This is a genomic window from Sphingomonas sp. 66-10 (assembly GCF_001897045.1).
Classification (GTDB): domain Bacteria; phylum Pseudomonadota; class Alphaproteobacteria; order Sphingomonadales; family Sphingomonadaceae; genus Sphingomonas; species Sphingomonas lycopersici.
This window is the reverse complement of the sequence record NZ_MKRR01000020.1, coordinates 14,036-28,452: the sequence shown is the minus strand read 5'-3', so window position 1 is coordinate 28,452 and position 14,417 is coordinate 14,036. Positions and strand designations below refer to the sequence as shown.

The following is a 14,417-nucleotide window of genomic DNA, read 5'->3' as shown; positions in this document are numbered from 1 at the left end:
CGGCCATGGATACCTCGACCCGCTTGATCAACATCACAGATGCTCCCTTCACGAGGGAGGGGAGCAGAATAAGGTGACGGTGTGGAAAAGCCCTACCCCCGCGCCCATTCGGTCAGCAAGGTATGCGCGATCGCATAGGGCGGCGGGGCGAGGAACGGGCCCTCTTTCCCCGCCAGCACGTCGCGCACCTCGTCGCGGGTGAACCAGCCCGCGGTTTCCAGCTCGTTGGTATCGATCGTCAGCGCATCGCCCTCGGCGATCCCGACGCAGGCGATCATCAGCTGCGACGGGAACGGCCACGGTTGGCTCGCGACATAGCGCACCGCGCCGACACGCACCCCCGCTTCCTCGGCGATCTCGCGCCGCACCGCTTCCTCGATCGATTCGCCCGGCTCGACGAACCCGGCGAGCGCCGAATAGCGCCCAGCGGGCCAGCTCGGCTGGCGCCCGAGCAGCGCGCGGCCGTCATGCTCGGCGATCATGATCACCACCGGGTCGACCCGCGGGAAATGCTCCGCCCCGCAATTGCCGCAGCGACGCGCCCAGCCGGCGCGGAACATCGTGGTCGGGGTGCCGCAATTGGCGCAGAAGCGATGCCGTGCGTGCCAGTCGAGCACCGATCGCGCCGCGGCGAAGGTCGCGGCCTCCCCCATCTGAAGCTGGTCGAGCGCGGCGAGCAAAGTCGGCGAGCGAAACGCGGCGGGCGCCGCGCCCACCGCGGGCTCGAACGCGGCGAAGCGCGGTCGGCCCTCGTCGAGCCCGAGCAGGATGAATTCGGCCTCCTCCGACGCCTCGCTCAGCATCGTCCAGCCGAGCCGGCCATCGTCGGTCACCTCGGGCTCCCAGGCGTGGAGCTTGAGCAGCCGCGCCTGCCAATTGCCGATCGCGGCGGCGAGCGCTTCCTCGTCGTGGCGCAACCGATCGGCGCGGTCGAGCATCCCGCCGGTGAAGCCCGGAACGTTCATCGGCGGAACCTCGCGACATCCTTGGTCAGCGCGCCGACCACCTCGGCGCGCAGCGGCCATTTCTCGGCCGGAAAATATTGCACCATCACCGTCCCGCGTACCTTCTTCACCGGATCGACCCAGGCGACCGTTCCCGCGGCCCCGCCCCAGCCGTAAGTCCCCTTCGACGGCAAACCGCCCGGCCCGTCCTCGAGATAGACCGAGCCGCCCGCGCCGAACCCCATCTTCGCCGACATATTGCCCCCGGTGCCGCCGCCGATCCCGCCGAACACGACGCCGGGGGGCATCAGGTTGGACATGGCGAGCGCCGCGGTTTCGGGCTTCATCACCTGCACCCCGTCGAGCGTGCCGCCGTCCTGCAACATGTGGAGGAAACGGTCGTAATCGCGTGCCGAGGAGACCAGCCCGGCGCCGCCATAAGGGAAGCTGGGCGGCGAGAGCCACGCCGATGCCGCGCCCGTATCGATCGGGGTGCGCTTGTCGCCGACGAAGATGTAATTGGTCGACAACCGCCCCGCCGCGCTCGCCGGGACGGTCCAATAGGTCGAATTCATCTTGAGCGGATCGAGCAATCTTGTCTGGACGAAGCGGTCGAACGGCATCCCGCTCGCCTTCTCGATCACTGCCCCCATCACGTCGAGCCCGATCGAATAGCTCCACTTGGTCCCCGGCTCGGCGATCAACGGCGCCTGTGCGACGCGATCGGCGAATTCGGCGAGCGTCGCCGGCCGCGCCTTGCGCGCCTGCGCCTCCATCTGCGCATTGACCGCGCCGGGCAGGATGCCGAGCCGCTCGTATTCCTTGAGCAGCGGCCCCTTGGCGATGATGTTGTAGCTGAGCCCGGCGGTGTGGGTCAGCAATTCGCGGATCGTGATCTGATTCTTCGCCGGCACGCTGTCCAGCGAGGTATCGGGGCTGGTCAGCACGCGCATGTTGGCGAAGGCGGGGAAATATTTGCTCAGCGGATCGTCGAGCCTGATCTTGCCTTCCTCGACCAGGATCATCGCCGCCATCCCGGTGATCGGCTTGGTCATCGAATAGACCCGCCACAGGCTGTCCGGCCCCGCCGGCGCCGCGCCCGGATCGTCGCTGATCCGCCCGGCGGAGACGAACAGCGTCGGCCGGTCGCCGAACCCGAAGGCGCCGGTGACCCCCGGCATCTTGCCGTCGGCGACATAGCCGTCGAACAGCGCCTGCATGTTGGGCAGCAGGCTGTTGGCGCGTGCCGCGACGGTGGGCTGCGCGGGGTTGGCCGGTGCCGGTTGCGCCTGCCGCGCGAGGCTCGCCCCGGCGGCGACCGCCGCCAGCGCCACGCTCGCCCCGATCAGATGAATTGCGCGCATCATTCCCCTCTTATTGCCGCGGCAGCCTTGGCGAAGACGGTCGGCAGGCCCGCCGAATCGATCTCGCGCACCGGCCACCATTCTCCAGCCACCGGAATTGTCTGCGCGTCCCAGCGGGCGACGGCAAGCGCGAGTTCGAGCGCAAAATGGGTAAAGACGTGCGTCACCGTCGCATTGCGCAATCGCCAGTCGGCATCCGCCGGGGCATCCGCCAGCGCGGGTCGGGTTTCGCCCCACGGCCCGGTCGGCAGCGCGCGCATCCCGCCGAGCAGCCCGCGCGCGGGGCGGCGGACGAGCAGCACCTCGTCGCCGCGTTGGAGCCAGAAGATCGTTCCAAAGCGTTGCGGGCGCGGCTTCTTCGCGGGCTTCACCGGGAAGCTTTCCTGCGCCCCTGTGGCGCGCGCGACACAGGCAGCGGCGAGCGGACAGAGCATGCAGCGCGGGCTGCGCGGGGTACAGATCGTCGCGCCGAGGTCCATCATCGCCTGGGCGAAATCGCCGGCGCGCCGATCGGGGGTGATCGCTTCCGCCGCGGCGCGGACCGCCGGCTTGCCGGCAGCGGCGAACAACCGCGCGACGACGCGCTCGACATTGCCGTCGATCACCACCGCGCGCCGCCCGAAGGCGATCGCGGCGACCGCAGCGGCAGTATAATCGCCGAGCCCGGGGAGCGCGCGCAACGCCGCCTCGTTATCGGGCAAGCGGCCGCCGTGCTCGGCGGCGACGACCTTGGCCGCCTTCACCAGATTGCGGGCGCGGGCGTAGTAACCGAGCCCGGCCCAGGCGGCCATCACCTCCGCCTCGTCGGCGGCGGCGAGGCTGGCGATATCGGGCCAGCGTGCGACCCATGCGGTGAAGCGCGGGGTGACGGTCGCGACGGTGGTCTGCTGGAGCATCACCTCTGAGAGCCAGACGCGATACGGATCGGCCTGCGCGCCCGGCGGCGCGCGCCACGGCAGATCGCGGCGGTGCGCGTCATACCAATTGAGCAAATCGGCTGCGATCGAATGCTTGGCGTCCACGCCCCGGCTATGGCATGAGGCGGCGAATGAGCAAGCGCCCTCGCGCCCCCCAGCCAGAGCCCGTGCGGCAGAATCGCGCCCGTCAGGTCGCCGAGCTTTTGCCGGCGGTCGGCGCGGCCGCATTCCGCAAATTCGGCTTCGTCCAATCGTCGATCGTCACGCGCTGGCCGGAGATCGTCGGCGAGAAACTGGCGCGCGCCTCCTGCCCCGAATCGATCCGCTTCCCGCAGGGCAAGAAGCAGGACGGGGTGCTGACGCTCACCGTGCGGGGCGCGCATGCCGCGATGCTGAGCCATATCACCCCGGAGATCATCGAGCGGGTGAACCGCTTCTTCGGCTACACCGCGGTCGCACGAGTATCGATCCGCCAGGGCGACGTCGCGCCGCGCGCGGTGCCGCGCCCGCGCCCCGAGCCGCAACCCGTCCCCGCCGAGCTGGGCCAGAGCCTGCGCACGATCGGCGATCCCGAACTCAAGGCGGTGCTGGAGGCGCTTGCCGCCGGCGTCGTAACCCCGAGGCTGCCGACCGTCCGATGATCAAGAAACGCCTGTTCCCGCTCCTCGCCCTACTCGCCGCCGCCCCGCTGGTCGCCGCGCCGCGCGCCTGGGTCAGCGTCGCCGCGACCGCGCCTAAGGGCAGCTATGTCATCGGCAACCCCGCCGCGCGGGTGAAATTGGTCGAATATGCCAGCTACACCTGCCCGCATTGCGGCCATTTCGCGCGCGAGTCGGCGGCGGTGCTCAAGGGCAAGATGATCGCCTCGGGCTCGCTCAGCCTCGAAGTGCGCAGCGCGGTCCACGATCGCTACGATCTGGTCGCAGCGATGCTGGCGCGCTGCTCCGGGCCGGCGATCTTCCCCAGGCTCCACGACGCGCTCTTCGCCGGGCAGGAGCAATGGCTGCAGCGCGCGCAGGATTTCGACAGCAGCAACGGCCAGCGGCTCGGGATGTACGCCGCCGCCGCGCAATATCGCGCGATGGCGCAGGGCGCCGGGCTCGATGCGATCGCGCGCAATGCCGGGATGACGCAGGCGGCGATCGACCAATGCCTCGCCGATCCCAAGGTCGCCGAGGCGGTGGTCGAGCGTGCCAATGCGATCAGCGACAAGATCGCCGGTACCCCGGCGTTCGAGATCAACGGCAAATTGGTCCAGGGTATCGACTGGGCCAAGCTCGAACCGATGCTCCGCGCCGCCGGGGCGAAGTAATTGTTATCTGGAGGGATTACTCAATGACCGTTCGTTTCGCCGTTTCCGTCGCCGCGCTGGCGCTGCTTTCCGCCTGCGGCGGCAACGGCAATTCCTCCGCCCCCGCCGCGCCGGTCGCCGCGGTCGCCCCGCCGGCGGGCCAGGACTGGACCCAGGTCGTCTCCAAGACCGCCGACGGCGGCTATGTGATGGGCAACCCCAATGCCGCGATCAAATTGGTCGAATACGGCTCGCGCACCTGCCCGACCTGCGGCGCCTTCGGCCAGACCGGGATGAAGCCGCTCGAGGAAAAATATGTGAAGTCCGGCAAGGTCTCGTATGAATTCCGCGACTTCCTCGTCCACGCGCCCGATCTTGGCGTTGCTGCCTTGGGGGAATGCGTCGGCGAGGCGCCGTTCTTCCCGCTGCTCGAACAAATGTATGTCGAGCAGCCCGCCTTCCTCGAAAAACTTGAAAAGGTGCCGGCCGACTTCCAGCAGAAGCTCCAGTCGATGAGCCCGGCGCAGCAGGCGACCGCCTGGGTCGAGTATCTCGGCTATATCGATTTCGTGAAGCAGCGCGGCGTGACCGAGCAGCAGGCGCGCGCCTGCCTCGCCGACGCCAAGAAGCTGGAGGCGATCGGCAAGATCACCGAAACCGCGATGCAGGAGAAGAACGTCACCGGCACCCCGACTTTCTTCCTCAACGGCAAGCAGCTCGACGGTTCGGTCACCTGGCCGCAGATCGAGGCCGCGCTCAAGAACGCCGGCGCCTGACGAGCGCGAAGGGGGCCGCGCGCGATGCAGATCAAGCGACTGAGGCTGTCGGGCTTCAAGAGCTTCGTCGACGCGGCCGATCTGCGCATCGAGCCGGGGCTGACCGGGGTGGTCGGCCCCAACGGCTGCGGCAAATCCAATTTGCTCGAAGCGCTGCGCTGGACGATGGGCGAGAACTCGCCCAAATCGATGCGCGGCGCGGGGATGGAAGACGTGATCTTCGCCGGCACCGCGACGCGGCCGGCGCGCGATTTCGCCGAAGTCTCGATCCTCGCCGAGCTTGACGGCGAGGAGAAGGAGGTCGTTCGCCGCATCGAGCGCGGCGCCGGCTCCGCCTATCGCATCGACGGGCGCGACGTGCGCGCCAAGGATGTCGCCTTGCTGTTCGCCGATGCGGCGACCGGCGCGCATTCGCCCGCCCTCGTCAGCCAGGGGCGGATCAGCGCGGTGATCGCCGCCAAGCCGGCCGAGCGCCGCGCGATGCTGGAGGAAGCCGCCGGGATCGCGGGCTTGCACGTCCGCCGCAAAGACGCCGAGCAGAAATTGCGCGCGACCGAGGCCAATCTCGAACGGCTCGACGAAGTGATCGCCGATCAAGAGGCGCGCGCTGCCGCGCTGCGCCGACAGGCACGCCAGGCCGAGCGCTATCGCGCGCTTTCCACGCAGATCCGCGTCGCCGAAGCGCGATTGATCTTCAGCCGCTGGCGCGAGGCCGCCGAGGCGGCGGATGCGGCCAAGGCCGAGGCCGCGGCGGCCGAAACCCGCGTCAACGCCGCCGCCGAGGCGCAGCGTGCGGCGGGCGCCTATCAGACGCAGGCGACCGAGGCGCTGGCCGAGGCACGCGCCGCGGCACTCACCGCGCGTGATCGCGCGACCGAGGCGGCGCACAAGCTCGCGACGCTCAACACCGAGAAGGCCGGGGTCGAACGCCGGCTCGCCGAACTGGCCGAAGCGGCAGAGCGGATCGTCGCCGACCGCGACCGCGAGGGGCAGCTCGCCAATGACGCCGCCGAGGCGCTGACCCGGCTCGCCGACGAGGGCAAGGCGCTGGAGGCGGAGATCGCCGCGGTCGCCGCCGAACTGCCCGCGCTCGGTCAGGCGCAGGGCGAGGCCGAACGGCTCGCGCGCGACGCCGAGGTGGCGCTGGCGCAGGCGCTCGCGCGGCAGGCGAGCGAGGCGGCCGAGGCGCGCGTCGCGCACGCCGCGCTCGCTGCCGCCCGGACGCGCGCGGATCGCGCCGAGCGCGAGGCGCGCAACGCCGCCGATGCGCTCGCCGCGCTCCCCGATGCGGCGCCGCTGGAAGCGACACGGAGCGGCGCGGAACAGACGCTCGCGGCGTCGGAGGCCGAGGCCGAGCAGGCGCGCGGCGATCTCGCGCGCGCCGAGAGTGACGAAAAGGCCGCGCTCGCCGCCCGCGACGAGGCGCAGGGCCGCCGCGCCGCCGCGCGCGCCGAGCTTGCCGCGCTGGAGAGCGAGGCCGCGACGCTGGCGCGCGCAACGCAGCGCTCGGGACGCGATCGGTTGCTCGATCATGTCCGCGCCGCGCCGGGTTACGAGCGCGCGCTGGCGGCGGCGCTGGGCGACGATCTGGAGATCGGGCTGGATGCCGGCGCGGAGGCGCATTGGGCTGGCGCGGATATCTTGCCAGACGACCCCGCGCTCTCCTCCGTTCGTGCTGAGCCTGTCGAAGCGCTGCCTTCTTCCGCCAAGAAAGACAGCCCTTCGACAAGCTCGGGGCGAACGGAGGGGGTAGCCTTGGCGCTCCATGTCACCGCGCCGGTGCAGCTTGCGCGGCGGCTGGCGCAGGTCGTCGTCGTCCCCGAGGACGACGGGCGCCCCCTCGCGGTCGGGCAGCGACTGGTGACGCGAACCGGCCAACTCCGCCGCTGGGACGGCTTCGTTGCGAAGAGCGGCGGCGCGGCGGCGGCGGAGCGGCTCGAACGGCTCAACCGGCTCGCCGCGATCGAGGCCGCGCTGCCCGATGCGCGCGCTGGGGTGGAAGCCGCCGACAACGCGCTTGCCGAAATCGAGACGCGGATCGCCGCCGCGCGCACCGCCGCCGGCACCGCGCGCACCGCCCTCACCCGTGCGGAAGCAGCCGCGCGCGAAGCACGCCAGAATATCGACCGCGCGGTGACCCAGATCGAGCGCCTCGCCGGGCAGCGCACCGATCTCACCGCGCGCGCCACGCACACCGCAACCGAACGTGACGCCGCCGCCACCGAAGTCGCGACCGCCGAGGCGGCGATTGTCGCTCTGCCCGATACCAGCGCCACCGCGGGCGAAGTCGCCACGCTCCAGCGCGAGGCCGAGGCGCGCCGCGCCGCGGTAGTGCAAGCGCGTGCGGACCGCGCGAGCCGCGAGCGTGCCGGCGCCGCCGCGCGCGAACGGCTGGCCGCGTCGCAGGCCGAGACCAAGAGCTGGAAAAGCCGTGCCGGCGATGCCGCACGCCGCATCGCCGACATGGCGAAGCGCGAAAGCGAGATCGCCCGCGACCGCGAAGCGCTCGCCGGTCGTCCCGCCGCGCTGGAAGCCGATATCGCCGCTCTCGCCGCCCGGCACGACAGCGAACGCAGCGCCGCTGACGCGCTCGCCGCGACCGAGCGCGAAGCCGAGGCCGCGCTGCGCCGCTGCGAGGAGGCGGCGCGTATCGCTGGCGAAGCGCTCGCCGCGACCCGCGAGGCGCGCGCCGGGGCGCTGGCGCGCGCGGAAAATCAGGAGCAGCGCCGGGTGGAGCTGGGCCAGCTTTCGGGCGAACGCTTCGAATGCCCCGCGCCCGTGCTGCCGACCAAGGCCGGATTCGACAGCGCGACGGTGCGTGCGCCGCAGGAGGAAAGCGCGGCGCACGACAAATTGACGCTCGATCGCGAACGGCTCGGCCCGGTCAATCTCGTCGCCGAACAGGAACTCGCCGAGCTCGAAGCGGGCGCGGTCGGCAATGCCGCCGAGCGCGAGGAACTGGGGCTGGCGGTCAACCAGCTGCGCGGGTCGATCGGCACGCTCAACCGCGAGGGGCGGCAGCGGCTGCTCGCCGCGTTCGCGGCGGTCAACGGGCATTTCCAGCGGCTGTTCACCACGTTGTTCAACGGCGGGCAGGCGCATCTCGAACTGGTCGATTCGGATGATCCGCTCGAAGCCGGGCTGGAGATCATGGCGCAGCCGCCGGGCAAGCGCCTCCAGTCGCTCACCCTGCTGTCGGGCGGCGAGCAGGCGCTGACCGCCGTTGCGCTGATCTTCGGGCTGTTCCTCACCAATCCGGCGCCGATCTGCGTGCTCGACGAGGTCGACGCCCCGCTCGACGACGCCAATATCGAGCGCTTCTGCGACCTGCTCGACCGCATGACCCGCGAGACGCAGACGCGCTATCTGATCGTCACCCACAATGCGGTGACGATGAGCCGGATGCACCGCCTGTTCGGGGTGACGATGATCGAGCGCGGGGTCAGCCGGCTGGTCTCGGTCGACCTGCAGGGGGCGGAGACATTGCTGGCGGCGGAATAGCCTCTACCTTCCCCTTCTTCTCCCCTCCCTTCACCAGGGAGGGGAGCAAAAGGAAGGCGGCCCGGGGTAGTTCCTAAACCGTCACCCGCACCCTGTTCCGCCCGTCGCGCTTCGCCCCATACATCGCAAAATCCGCGCGGCGCAGGCTTTCGGCGATCGCGACGTCGCGATCGGCCGCGGCCAGCCCGATGCTGACGGTGATCGTCATCCCCGGCGCGACCGGATCGCTCAGCGAGGCGGTTTCCATGTCGGATCGCATCCGCTCGGCGACCTGCATCGCGATCCCGCGTCCCACCCCGGGGAGGTAGATGCCGAATTCCTCGCCGCCCAATCGCCCGATCAGGTCGCCGGTACGCGCCGAGCGGCGCAGCACCCCCGCCACTTTGCACAAGGCGCGATCGCCGACCTCATGCCCGTAACGATCGTTGATCGATTTGAAGTGATCGACGTCGAGCACCAATATCCAGCCACCGACGCTGCGGTGCTGCGGTTCGAGCCGTTCGAGAAAGGCGGTGCGGTTGAGCACCCCGGTCAGCGGATCGGTTTCGGCGGCATGCTTGAGCTGGACATGCACCGCCTCGAGCTCGGCATTGAGCCGGCGCAATTGCTCGCCCTGCCAGGCAAGCCGCAGCGAAACGAGAAACGAGACGCCGCCCGAACAGCAGGTCGCAAAGGCCCAATAGACCGCCGGGACCTCCAGACCGGTCCAGCGCGACAGCAAATACATCGGCACCAGGGTGACGCCGAGAGAAAATGCCGCCCATCGCAAGGCTTTGCGAATCGCCCCCATGACCGCGACGTAGCATCATTATGTTTAATGCGCATGAACCATGTAACAGATCGTTGCATGGCGATCGGCGCAGGTTGACCCGCGCACCCGCCTCGCGCATGCGCGGCCGCTATGATCGAGAAGATACTCGCCGCGCTCGCGACCTTCGCCGTCACCGTCATTTCGGCGGGGGGCTATGGCGGCATTGCGCTGCTCATGGCGATCGAAAGCGCCTGCATCCCGCTGCCGTCGGAGATCATCATGCCCTTCGCGGGCTATCTCGTCTCGACCGGGCGGTTCGATCTGTATCTCGCCGCGACCGCCGGCGCGATCGGGTGCAACCTCGGCTCGATCGTCGCTTATGAGGCGGGCAAGCGCGGCGGGCGCCCGCTGGTCGAGCGCTGGGGTCGCTATCTGCTGATCGGGCCGGGTGAGCTCGACATGGCCGATCGCTTCTTCAACCGCTGGGGGCCGATCGCGATCCTCGTCGGGCGGATGCTGCCGATCATCCGCACCTTCATCGCCTTCCCCGCCGGGGTCGCGCGGATGCCGCTGATCCCGTTTCACATCTATACGTTCGTCGGCTCATGGCCGTTCTGCCTCGCGCTCGCCTGGATCGGGATGAAGCTCGGCACCGCGTGGAACAGCGACCCGCGGCTCAAGGCGTTCTTCCATCAGGCCGATCTCGCGATCGGCGCGGTGATCGTGATCGCCGGCGGGCTCTATCTGTGGCATCGGCTGCGCGGGTTGAAGAAGAACCCTCAGGAATAACCGCGCCGCGCGGCGAGCCGGCGCAATTCCTCGTCGCGCCCCGGCGCCAGCCGCTCGACGCGGCGCTGATAGGCCGCGACCAATGCCGCATCGGCATGTTCGGGCGAGCCCGAATCGAACGGCGGGTCGGGATCATATTCGAGCGCGAGCTGCACCATCCGCGCGTGTGCTTCGCCGCGGATCAGCGCCATTAGCCGAAAAGCGAAGTCGATCCCGGCGGTCACCCCGCCTCCGGTGACGCGGTTGCGATCGACCACCACGCGCTCCGTCACTGCGGTCGCGCCGAACAGCGGCAGCATATGGCGCTGCCCCCAATGGCAGGCGGCACGATAGCCCTCGAGCAACCCCGCCGCGCCGAGCACCAGCGAGCCGGTGCAGACGCTCGTCACCCATTGCGCGTGCGTGCCGACATGGCGCACCCAATCGATCGTGGCATCGTCGGCGATCGCGCCGTTGATCCCGAACCCGCCAGGAACGCACAGGATATCCGCCGTGGGCACCTCGTCGAAGGTCGCGGTGGGGAGGATCGCGAAACCCGCATCGGTCGGCACAGCCTCCAGCGTCGCGGCGACGAGATCGACATGCGTCCCCTCCCCCATCCGCGACAGGACCTGCGCCGGGCCGGTGAGATCAAGCTGGGTAACGTTGGGGAATAGCAGAAAGGCGATGCGCATCGGGTCTCGGCTCCTCTCGTCCTGCGAAGATCGCCCAGGCGCGCGGCGGGAGAAGGCATCGCGCTCCCTCGTGGTGCTCCACGACTGCGCCAGTCACGCGACAGGGCCGAGGTTAGCGGGAAACGGGGGCGCGGGCCAGCGCCTCATCACACCTGTCACCCCGGCCTTTAGCCGGGGTCCATCGGAGGCAAGCGCGGGGCAAGAGGTTCTGACGATAGAGCGTGCGGCACAATGGACCCCGGCTCAAGGCAGGGGTGACGGTGTGCAGTTGGTCAGGGAGCCGGTCCTTAGTTCGACAGATCCGGATTGGCTTCCTTGGCGCGCGCGCGCGATTCCGCCCTGGCGCGATTGGCGTTCTGGACGAAACAGCCAGTCGCGCCGCCCGGGCCGACCGTCGAGCAGCTACCCACCCCGGTGCCGCTGAGATCGTCCTGCCCCTTGATGCGCGCCGCCCAGGCGGCGTTCTCGGGGGTCACCTCGAAATTGCGCAATTCCTTCGGGATGCGGAATTGCTCCTCGGCCGAGCGCCGGACGCACACCGCGACCTCGGCGCCGTCCTTGTTGGTCGGGCAGCGCTGGTTGCCGTAGAGCGTGATGACGCCGTTGACCGGCGCCGCATGCGACACATCGGACTGAACGGTCTGCGGGCTGACGCGCGGCGCGCCGGGCAGCGCGACCTCGCGCGACGAGGGCGGCGGGATGATCAGCGGCGGCGGCGCCGGCTTGGCCGCGCCGGTCTCGGCCTGTTGCGCGGAAAGCGCGGCCGGGGTCAGCAGCAGGGCGGCGATGATCATCGTGCGGGGCAACATCTTTTTCTCCCGTCAGATACGCTTGGCGGTCGCGATCGCGAAGCGGCACCCCAACCGGATCGCGGCGGACAACAATGGATAGGCCGGCGCGTCCTCCGCCCCGCTGGCGAGCGCGGTCTCGCGATGCTCGACCTCCTCGGCCCGGAAGGTGCGGACTGCATCGGAAAGCTCGGGATCGTCGTCCCCCAGAACCCCGAGCTGCTCCTCATAATGTTTGTCGATCTCGGTCTCGACCGCGGCGGTGCAGGCCATCGCCGCCTCCGGCCCGATCGCCGCGGTCACCGCGCCGAGCGCGAAGCCCGCGACGTTCCAGAACGGCTGGAGCAAGGTCGGCCGCACCCCGCGCTCGACGATCAGCCGATCGAAAAAGGCGCGATGCCGCTCTTCCTGCAGCGCCATCCCGCTGATCTTGCGCGCGGCGGGCGAACGATGCCCCATGATCGCGAGCTGCCCGGCATAAATCCGCGTCGCGCCATATTCGCCCGCCTGATCGACGCGGATCATCGATGCGGTCGTGCGGCGACGATCTCCCGGCTTCCAGCTCACGCGCGCCTCCTGATGAGCCACGCGATCACCGCCGCGCCGCCCAATGAGAAGATCGCATTATAGCCCGCGAGCGAGATGCCGAACATCTTCCACTGCGCCGCGTCGCATCGCACCACCGGCGCGGCGAGGATCCGGCGCAGCATCTCGTCGGTGCTGATCCCGGCGCCGCTCACGCTGGTCGAGCAGGCAGTGATCCCCTGCCACCAATGATATTCGACCCCGGCGTGGAAGATGCCGATCAGCCCCGAGACCGCGATCAACGCGGCCGCACCCGCGATCAGCGTCAGCCGCACCGCGCGCCCCGGCACGACGAGCGCCAGCGCGGCGGCAACCACCGCGGCATAATGCGGCCAGCGCTGCCAATGGCACATCTCGCACGGCACGAGCCCGCCGATCAGCTGCGATCCCCAGGCGCCGGCGAGCAAGGCGGCGGGCAGCAGCAGCGCGAGCGCGCGGGCCTTGGTCTGCGACGGGGTCATCTGCGAATAGCTCATCTGGCGGGTCACTTGGCGGCAATGTCCTTCGGGTCTTTCCAGTCCTTCTGCACCGCCGCGGTGACGGCCGCCACCTGCGTCGGGCCGCCGAGCCGGGCGATCGCCTTGAGCGCGTACCACAGCTGGAAGTCGGTGATCTTTTCCTTCTTGAGCTGATCCACCGTCATCGAGAAGCGCGGATCCTCCTTGGTGTCTTCCTCGAGCACCTTGTTGTCGGTCTTGACCTCATTGATCAGGTGCCGGCGCAGATCGGCCTCGCGAAACACCGGGCGCGCCTTGTAATCGGGGTCGGACAGCTGCGGCACGGCGATATCGGGCTCGATCCCGCCCTCCTGCACCGAGCGCCCCGAGGGGGTGTAATAACGCGCGGTGGTGAGCCGCAGCGCGGTGGTCGGGCCGAGCGGGAGCAACGTCTGCACCGATCCCTTGCCGAAGGTCCGCTCGCCCATCACCAGCGCGCGGTGATGATCCTGCAATGCGCCGGCGACGATCTCGCTCGCGCTGGCGGTGCCCGAATCGGTCAGGATGATCACCGGCAGCCCGTGCGCGTCGTCACCCGGCTTGGCGAAATAGCGCTGGTTCTCGCGCGGATCGCGCCCGCGCTGCGAGACGATTTCGCCGTGATCGAGGAAGGCGTCGGACACGTCGATCGCCTGCGTCAGCAGCCCGCCGCCGTTCGAGCGCAGATCGATGACATAGCCCAGCGGGCGGTGCCCCAGCGCCTTGTCGATCGCGAGCAGCGCGGCGCGCGTGTCGGCGCCGGTCGTCTCGGAGAAGGTATTGATGTCGATATAGCCGACATCGCCCTTGATCTGCCATTTCACCGGACGCTGGACGATCACCTCGCGGGTCAGCGTCACGTCGATCGGCTTGTCGCGGCCGGGGCGGACGATGGTCAGCGCGATCTTGGTGCCCGGCTTGCCGCGCATCTGCGCCACCGCCTCGTCGAGCGTGCTGCCGTAGAGCAATTTGCCGTCGATATGCGTGATATAGTCGCCCGGCTTGAGCCCCGCCTTGGCCGCCGGCGTATCCTCCTGCGGAGCGATCACCTTGACCGCGCCGTCCTCCATCGTGACCGAGAGGCCGAGCCCGCCATAATTGCCCTCGGTCTGGATGCGCAGATTGTCGAAATCGCGCCCGTCGACATAGCTCGAATGCGGATCGAGCGCGGACAGCATCCCGTCGATCGCGCCGCGGATCAGCTGCTCGTCGGTGACCTTGTCGACATAATCCGCCTTCACGCGGTTATAGACGTCGAGGAACTTGTCCATCTGCTTGTAGGTGTCGGTATCGACCGCCGCCATCGCCCCGGTCGCGACCGGGACCAGCGCGATCGTCGCGACAAGAGCGGTGGCCTGAAACAGCTTGAACTTCATCTGGGCGTCCTGACGAGAGGGGGCGTTTTCACCCTAGCCCCATATCGCCGGGCGAGCAAAGCGCCAGCGCGACTGAATGGGGGATGAGCGACCTTTCGCTCCCCTTCTTCTCCCCTCCCTGGTGAAGGGAAAGGAAAAAGAAGGGCGTCGCCCGCTTCACCCGATCAGCGCGGTGATATCGACCG

14 protein-coding genes and 1 riboswitch are annotated in these 14,417 nt (G+C 69.4%); of the genes, 5 read left to right on the top strand and 9 right to left on the bottom strand.

The features are described from left to right. Positions 1-92: 92 nt before the first annotated feature. The 3 genes from nudC to mutY are packed head-to-tail and all read right to left on the bottom strand — an operon-like array spanning position 93 to position 3,330. Positions 93-965, bottom strand: coding sequence for an NAD(+) diphosphatase (gene nudC / locus BGN95_RS02585; protein ID WP_179512158.1), 873 nt, complete (start codon positions 963-965; stop codon positions 93-95). Next, positions 962-2,308: a serine hydrolase domain-containing protein gene (locus BGN95_RS02580; protein ID WP_265271419.1), complete on the bottom strand. Its 1,347-nt coding sequence runs from the start codon at positions 2,306-2,308 to the stop codon at positions 962-964. The genes nudC and BGN95_RS02580 overlap by 4 nt, the downstream gene beginning before the upstream one ends. Further along, complete coding sequence (gene mutY / locus BGN95_RS02575; RefSeq protein WP_286771524.1) at positions 2,308-3,330, bottom strand: A/G-specific adenine glycosylase; 1,023 nt, start codon at positions 3,328-3,330, stop codon at positions 2,308-2,310. Before mutY ends, BGN95_RS02580 begins: the two co-directional genes overlap by 1 nt. 26 nt (positions 3,331-3,356) lie before the next feature. On the opposite strand from mutY, the gene BGN95_RS02570 reads away from it, so the two are divergent. Genes BGN95_RS02570 through smc form a run of 4 tightly spaced genes read left to right on the top strand, consistent with a single transcriptional unit; the run spans position 3,357 to position 8,793 of the window. Then, on the top strand, positions 3,357-3,866 hold the full coding sequence (locus BGN95_RS02570) for a DUF721 domain-containing protein (protein WP_265271415.1): 510 nt from the start codon (positions 3,357-3,359) through the stop codon (positions 3,864-3,866). Then, positions 3,863-4,537, top strand: coding sequence for a DsbA family protein (locus BGN95_RS02565; protein ID WP_265271413.1), 675 nt, complete (start codon positions 3,863-3,865; stop codon positions 4,535-4,537). Before BGN95_RS02570 ends, BGN95_RS02565 begins: the two co-directional genes overlap by 4 nt. A gap of 23 nt (positions 4,538-4,560) precedes the next feature. Next, the gene (locus tag BGN95_RS02560; protein WP_179512163.1) at positions 4,561-5,292 is read left to right on the top strand and encodes a thioredoxin domain-containing protein; all 732 of its coding nucleotides are present in this window, start codon (positions 4,561-4,563) and stop codon (positions 5,290-5,292) included. Between the two features lie 24 nt (positions 5,293-5,316). Beyond that, positions 5,317-8,793 (top strand): chromosome segregation protein SMC, encoded by a 3,477-nt coding sequence (smc, locus tag BGN95_RS02555; RefSeq protein WP_286771523.1) that lies wholly within the window; start codon positions 5,317-5,319, stop codon positions 8,791-8,793. Between the two features lie 73 nt (positions 8,794-8,866). Here the strand turns inward: smc and BGN95_RS02550 are convergent, their stop codons facing one another. Then, on the bottom strand, positions 8,867-9,520 hold the full coding sequence (locus BGN95_RS02550; RefSeq protein WP_265271584.1) for a GGDEF domain-containing protein: 654 nt from the start codon (positions 9,518-9,520) through the stop codon (positions 8,867-8,869). A 174-nt stretch (positions 9,521-9,694) separates the two neighbouring features. On the opposite strand from BGN95_RS02550, the gene BGN95_RS02545 reads away from it, so the two are divergent. After that, entirely contained in the window at positions 9,695-10,333 is a 639-nt protein-coding gene (locus BGN95_RS02545; RefSeq protein ID WP_179512166.1) for a DedA family protein, read from the top strand. Here the strand turns inward: BGN95_RS02545 and BGN95_RS02540 are convergent. From BGN95_RS02540 to BGN95_RS02520, 5 genes are all read right to left on the bottom strand, one after another. Beyond that, complete coding sequence (locus BGN95_RS02540; protein ID WP_286771522.1) at positions 10,324-11,007, bottom strand: DJ-1/PfpI family protein; 684 nt, start codon at positions 11,005-11,007, stop codon at positions 10,324-10,326. The genes BGN95_RS02545 and BGN95_RS02540 overlap by 10 nt on opposite strands. 25 nt (positions 11,008-11,032) lie before the next feature. After that, positions 11,033-11,114: riboswitch (ZMP/ZTP riboswitch) on the bottom strand. 180 nt (positions 11,115-11,294) lie between these two features. Continuing rightward, on the bottom strand, positions 11,295-11,816 hold the full coding sequence (locus BGN95_RS02535) for a hypothetical protein (RefSeq protein WP_286771521.1): 522 nt from the start codon (positions 11,814-11,816) through the stop codon (positions 11,295-11,297). Positions 11,817-11,828: 12 nt separating this feature from the next. Next, positions 11,829-12,362, bottom strand: a complete 534-nt coding sequence (locus BGN95_RS02530; RefSeq protein ID WP_286771520.1) for a demethoxyubiquinone hydroxylase family protein — start codon at positions 12,360-12,362, stop codon at positions 11,829-11,831. Continuing rightward, positions 12,359-12,841, bottom strand: a complete 483-nt coding sequence (locus BGN95_RS02525; protein ID WP_502688239.1) for a disulfide bond formation protein B — start codon at positions 12,839-12,841, stop codon at positions 12,359-12,361. Before BGN95_RS02525 ends, BGN95_RS02530 begins: the two co-directional genes overlap by 4 nt. 23 nt (positions 12,842-12,864) lie before the next feature. Then, positions 12,865-14,232, bottom strand: coding sequence for a S41 family peptidase (locus tag BGN95_RS02520; protein WP_179512169.1), 1,368 nt, complete (start codon positions 14,230-14,232; stop codon positions 12,865-12,867). Between the last annotated feature and the right edge of the window lie 185 nt (positions 14,233-14,417).

Coding starts and splice junctions, on each gene's coding strand:
- BGN95_RS02565 (WP_265271413.1), top strand. CDS start 3,863: ATGATCAAGAAACGCCTGTTCCCGCTCCTCGCCCTACTCGCCGCCGCC.
- BGN95_RS02545 (WP_179512166.1), top strand. CDS start 9,695: ATGATCGAGAAGATACTCGCCGCGCTCGCGACCTTCGCCGTCACCGTC.
- BGN95_RS02520 (WP_179512169.1), bottom strand. CDS start 14,232: ATGAAGTTCAAGCTGTTTCAGGCCACCGCTCTTGTCGCGACGATCGCG.
- BGN95_RS02535 (WP_286771521.1), bottom strand. CDS start 11,816: ATGTTGCCCCGCACGATGATCATCGCCGCCCTGCTGCTGACCCCGGCC.
- BGN95_RS02550 (WP_265271584.1), bottom strand. CDS start 9,520: ATGTATTTGCTGTCGCGCTGGACCGGTCTGGAGGTCCCGGCGGTCTAT.
- BGN95_RS02540 (WP_286771522.1), bottom strand. CDS start 11,007: ATGCGCATCGCCTTTCTGCTATTCCCCAACGTTACCCAGCTTGATCTC.
- BGN95_RS02525 (WP_502688239.1), bottom strand. CDS start 12,841: ATGACCCCGTCGCAGACCAAGGCCCGCGCGCTCGCGCTGCTGCTGCCC.
- nudC (WP_179512158.1), bottom strand. CDS start 965: ATGAACGTTCCGGGCTTCACCGGCGGGATGCTCGACCGCGCCGATCGG.
- BGN95_RS02580 (WP_265271419.1), bottom strand. CDS start 2,308: ATGCGCGCAATTCATCTGATCGGGGCGAGCGTGGCGCTGGCGGCGGTC.
- BGN95_RS02570 (WP_265271415.1), top strand. CDS start 3,357: ATGAGCAAGCGCCCTCGCGCCCCCCAGCCAGAGCCCGTGCGGCAGAAT.
- smc (WP_286771523.1), top strand. CDS start 5,317: ATGCAGATCAAGCGACTGAGGCTGTCGGGCTTCAAGAGCTTCGTCGAC.
- BGN95_RS02560 (WP_179512163.1), top strand. CDS start 4,561: ATGACCGTTCGTTTCGCCGTTTCCGTCGCCGCGCTGGCGCTGCTTTCC.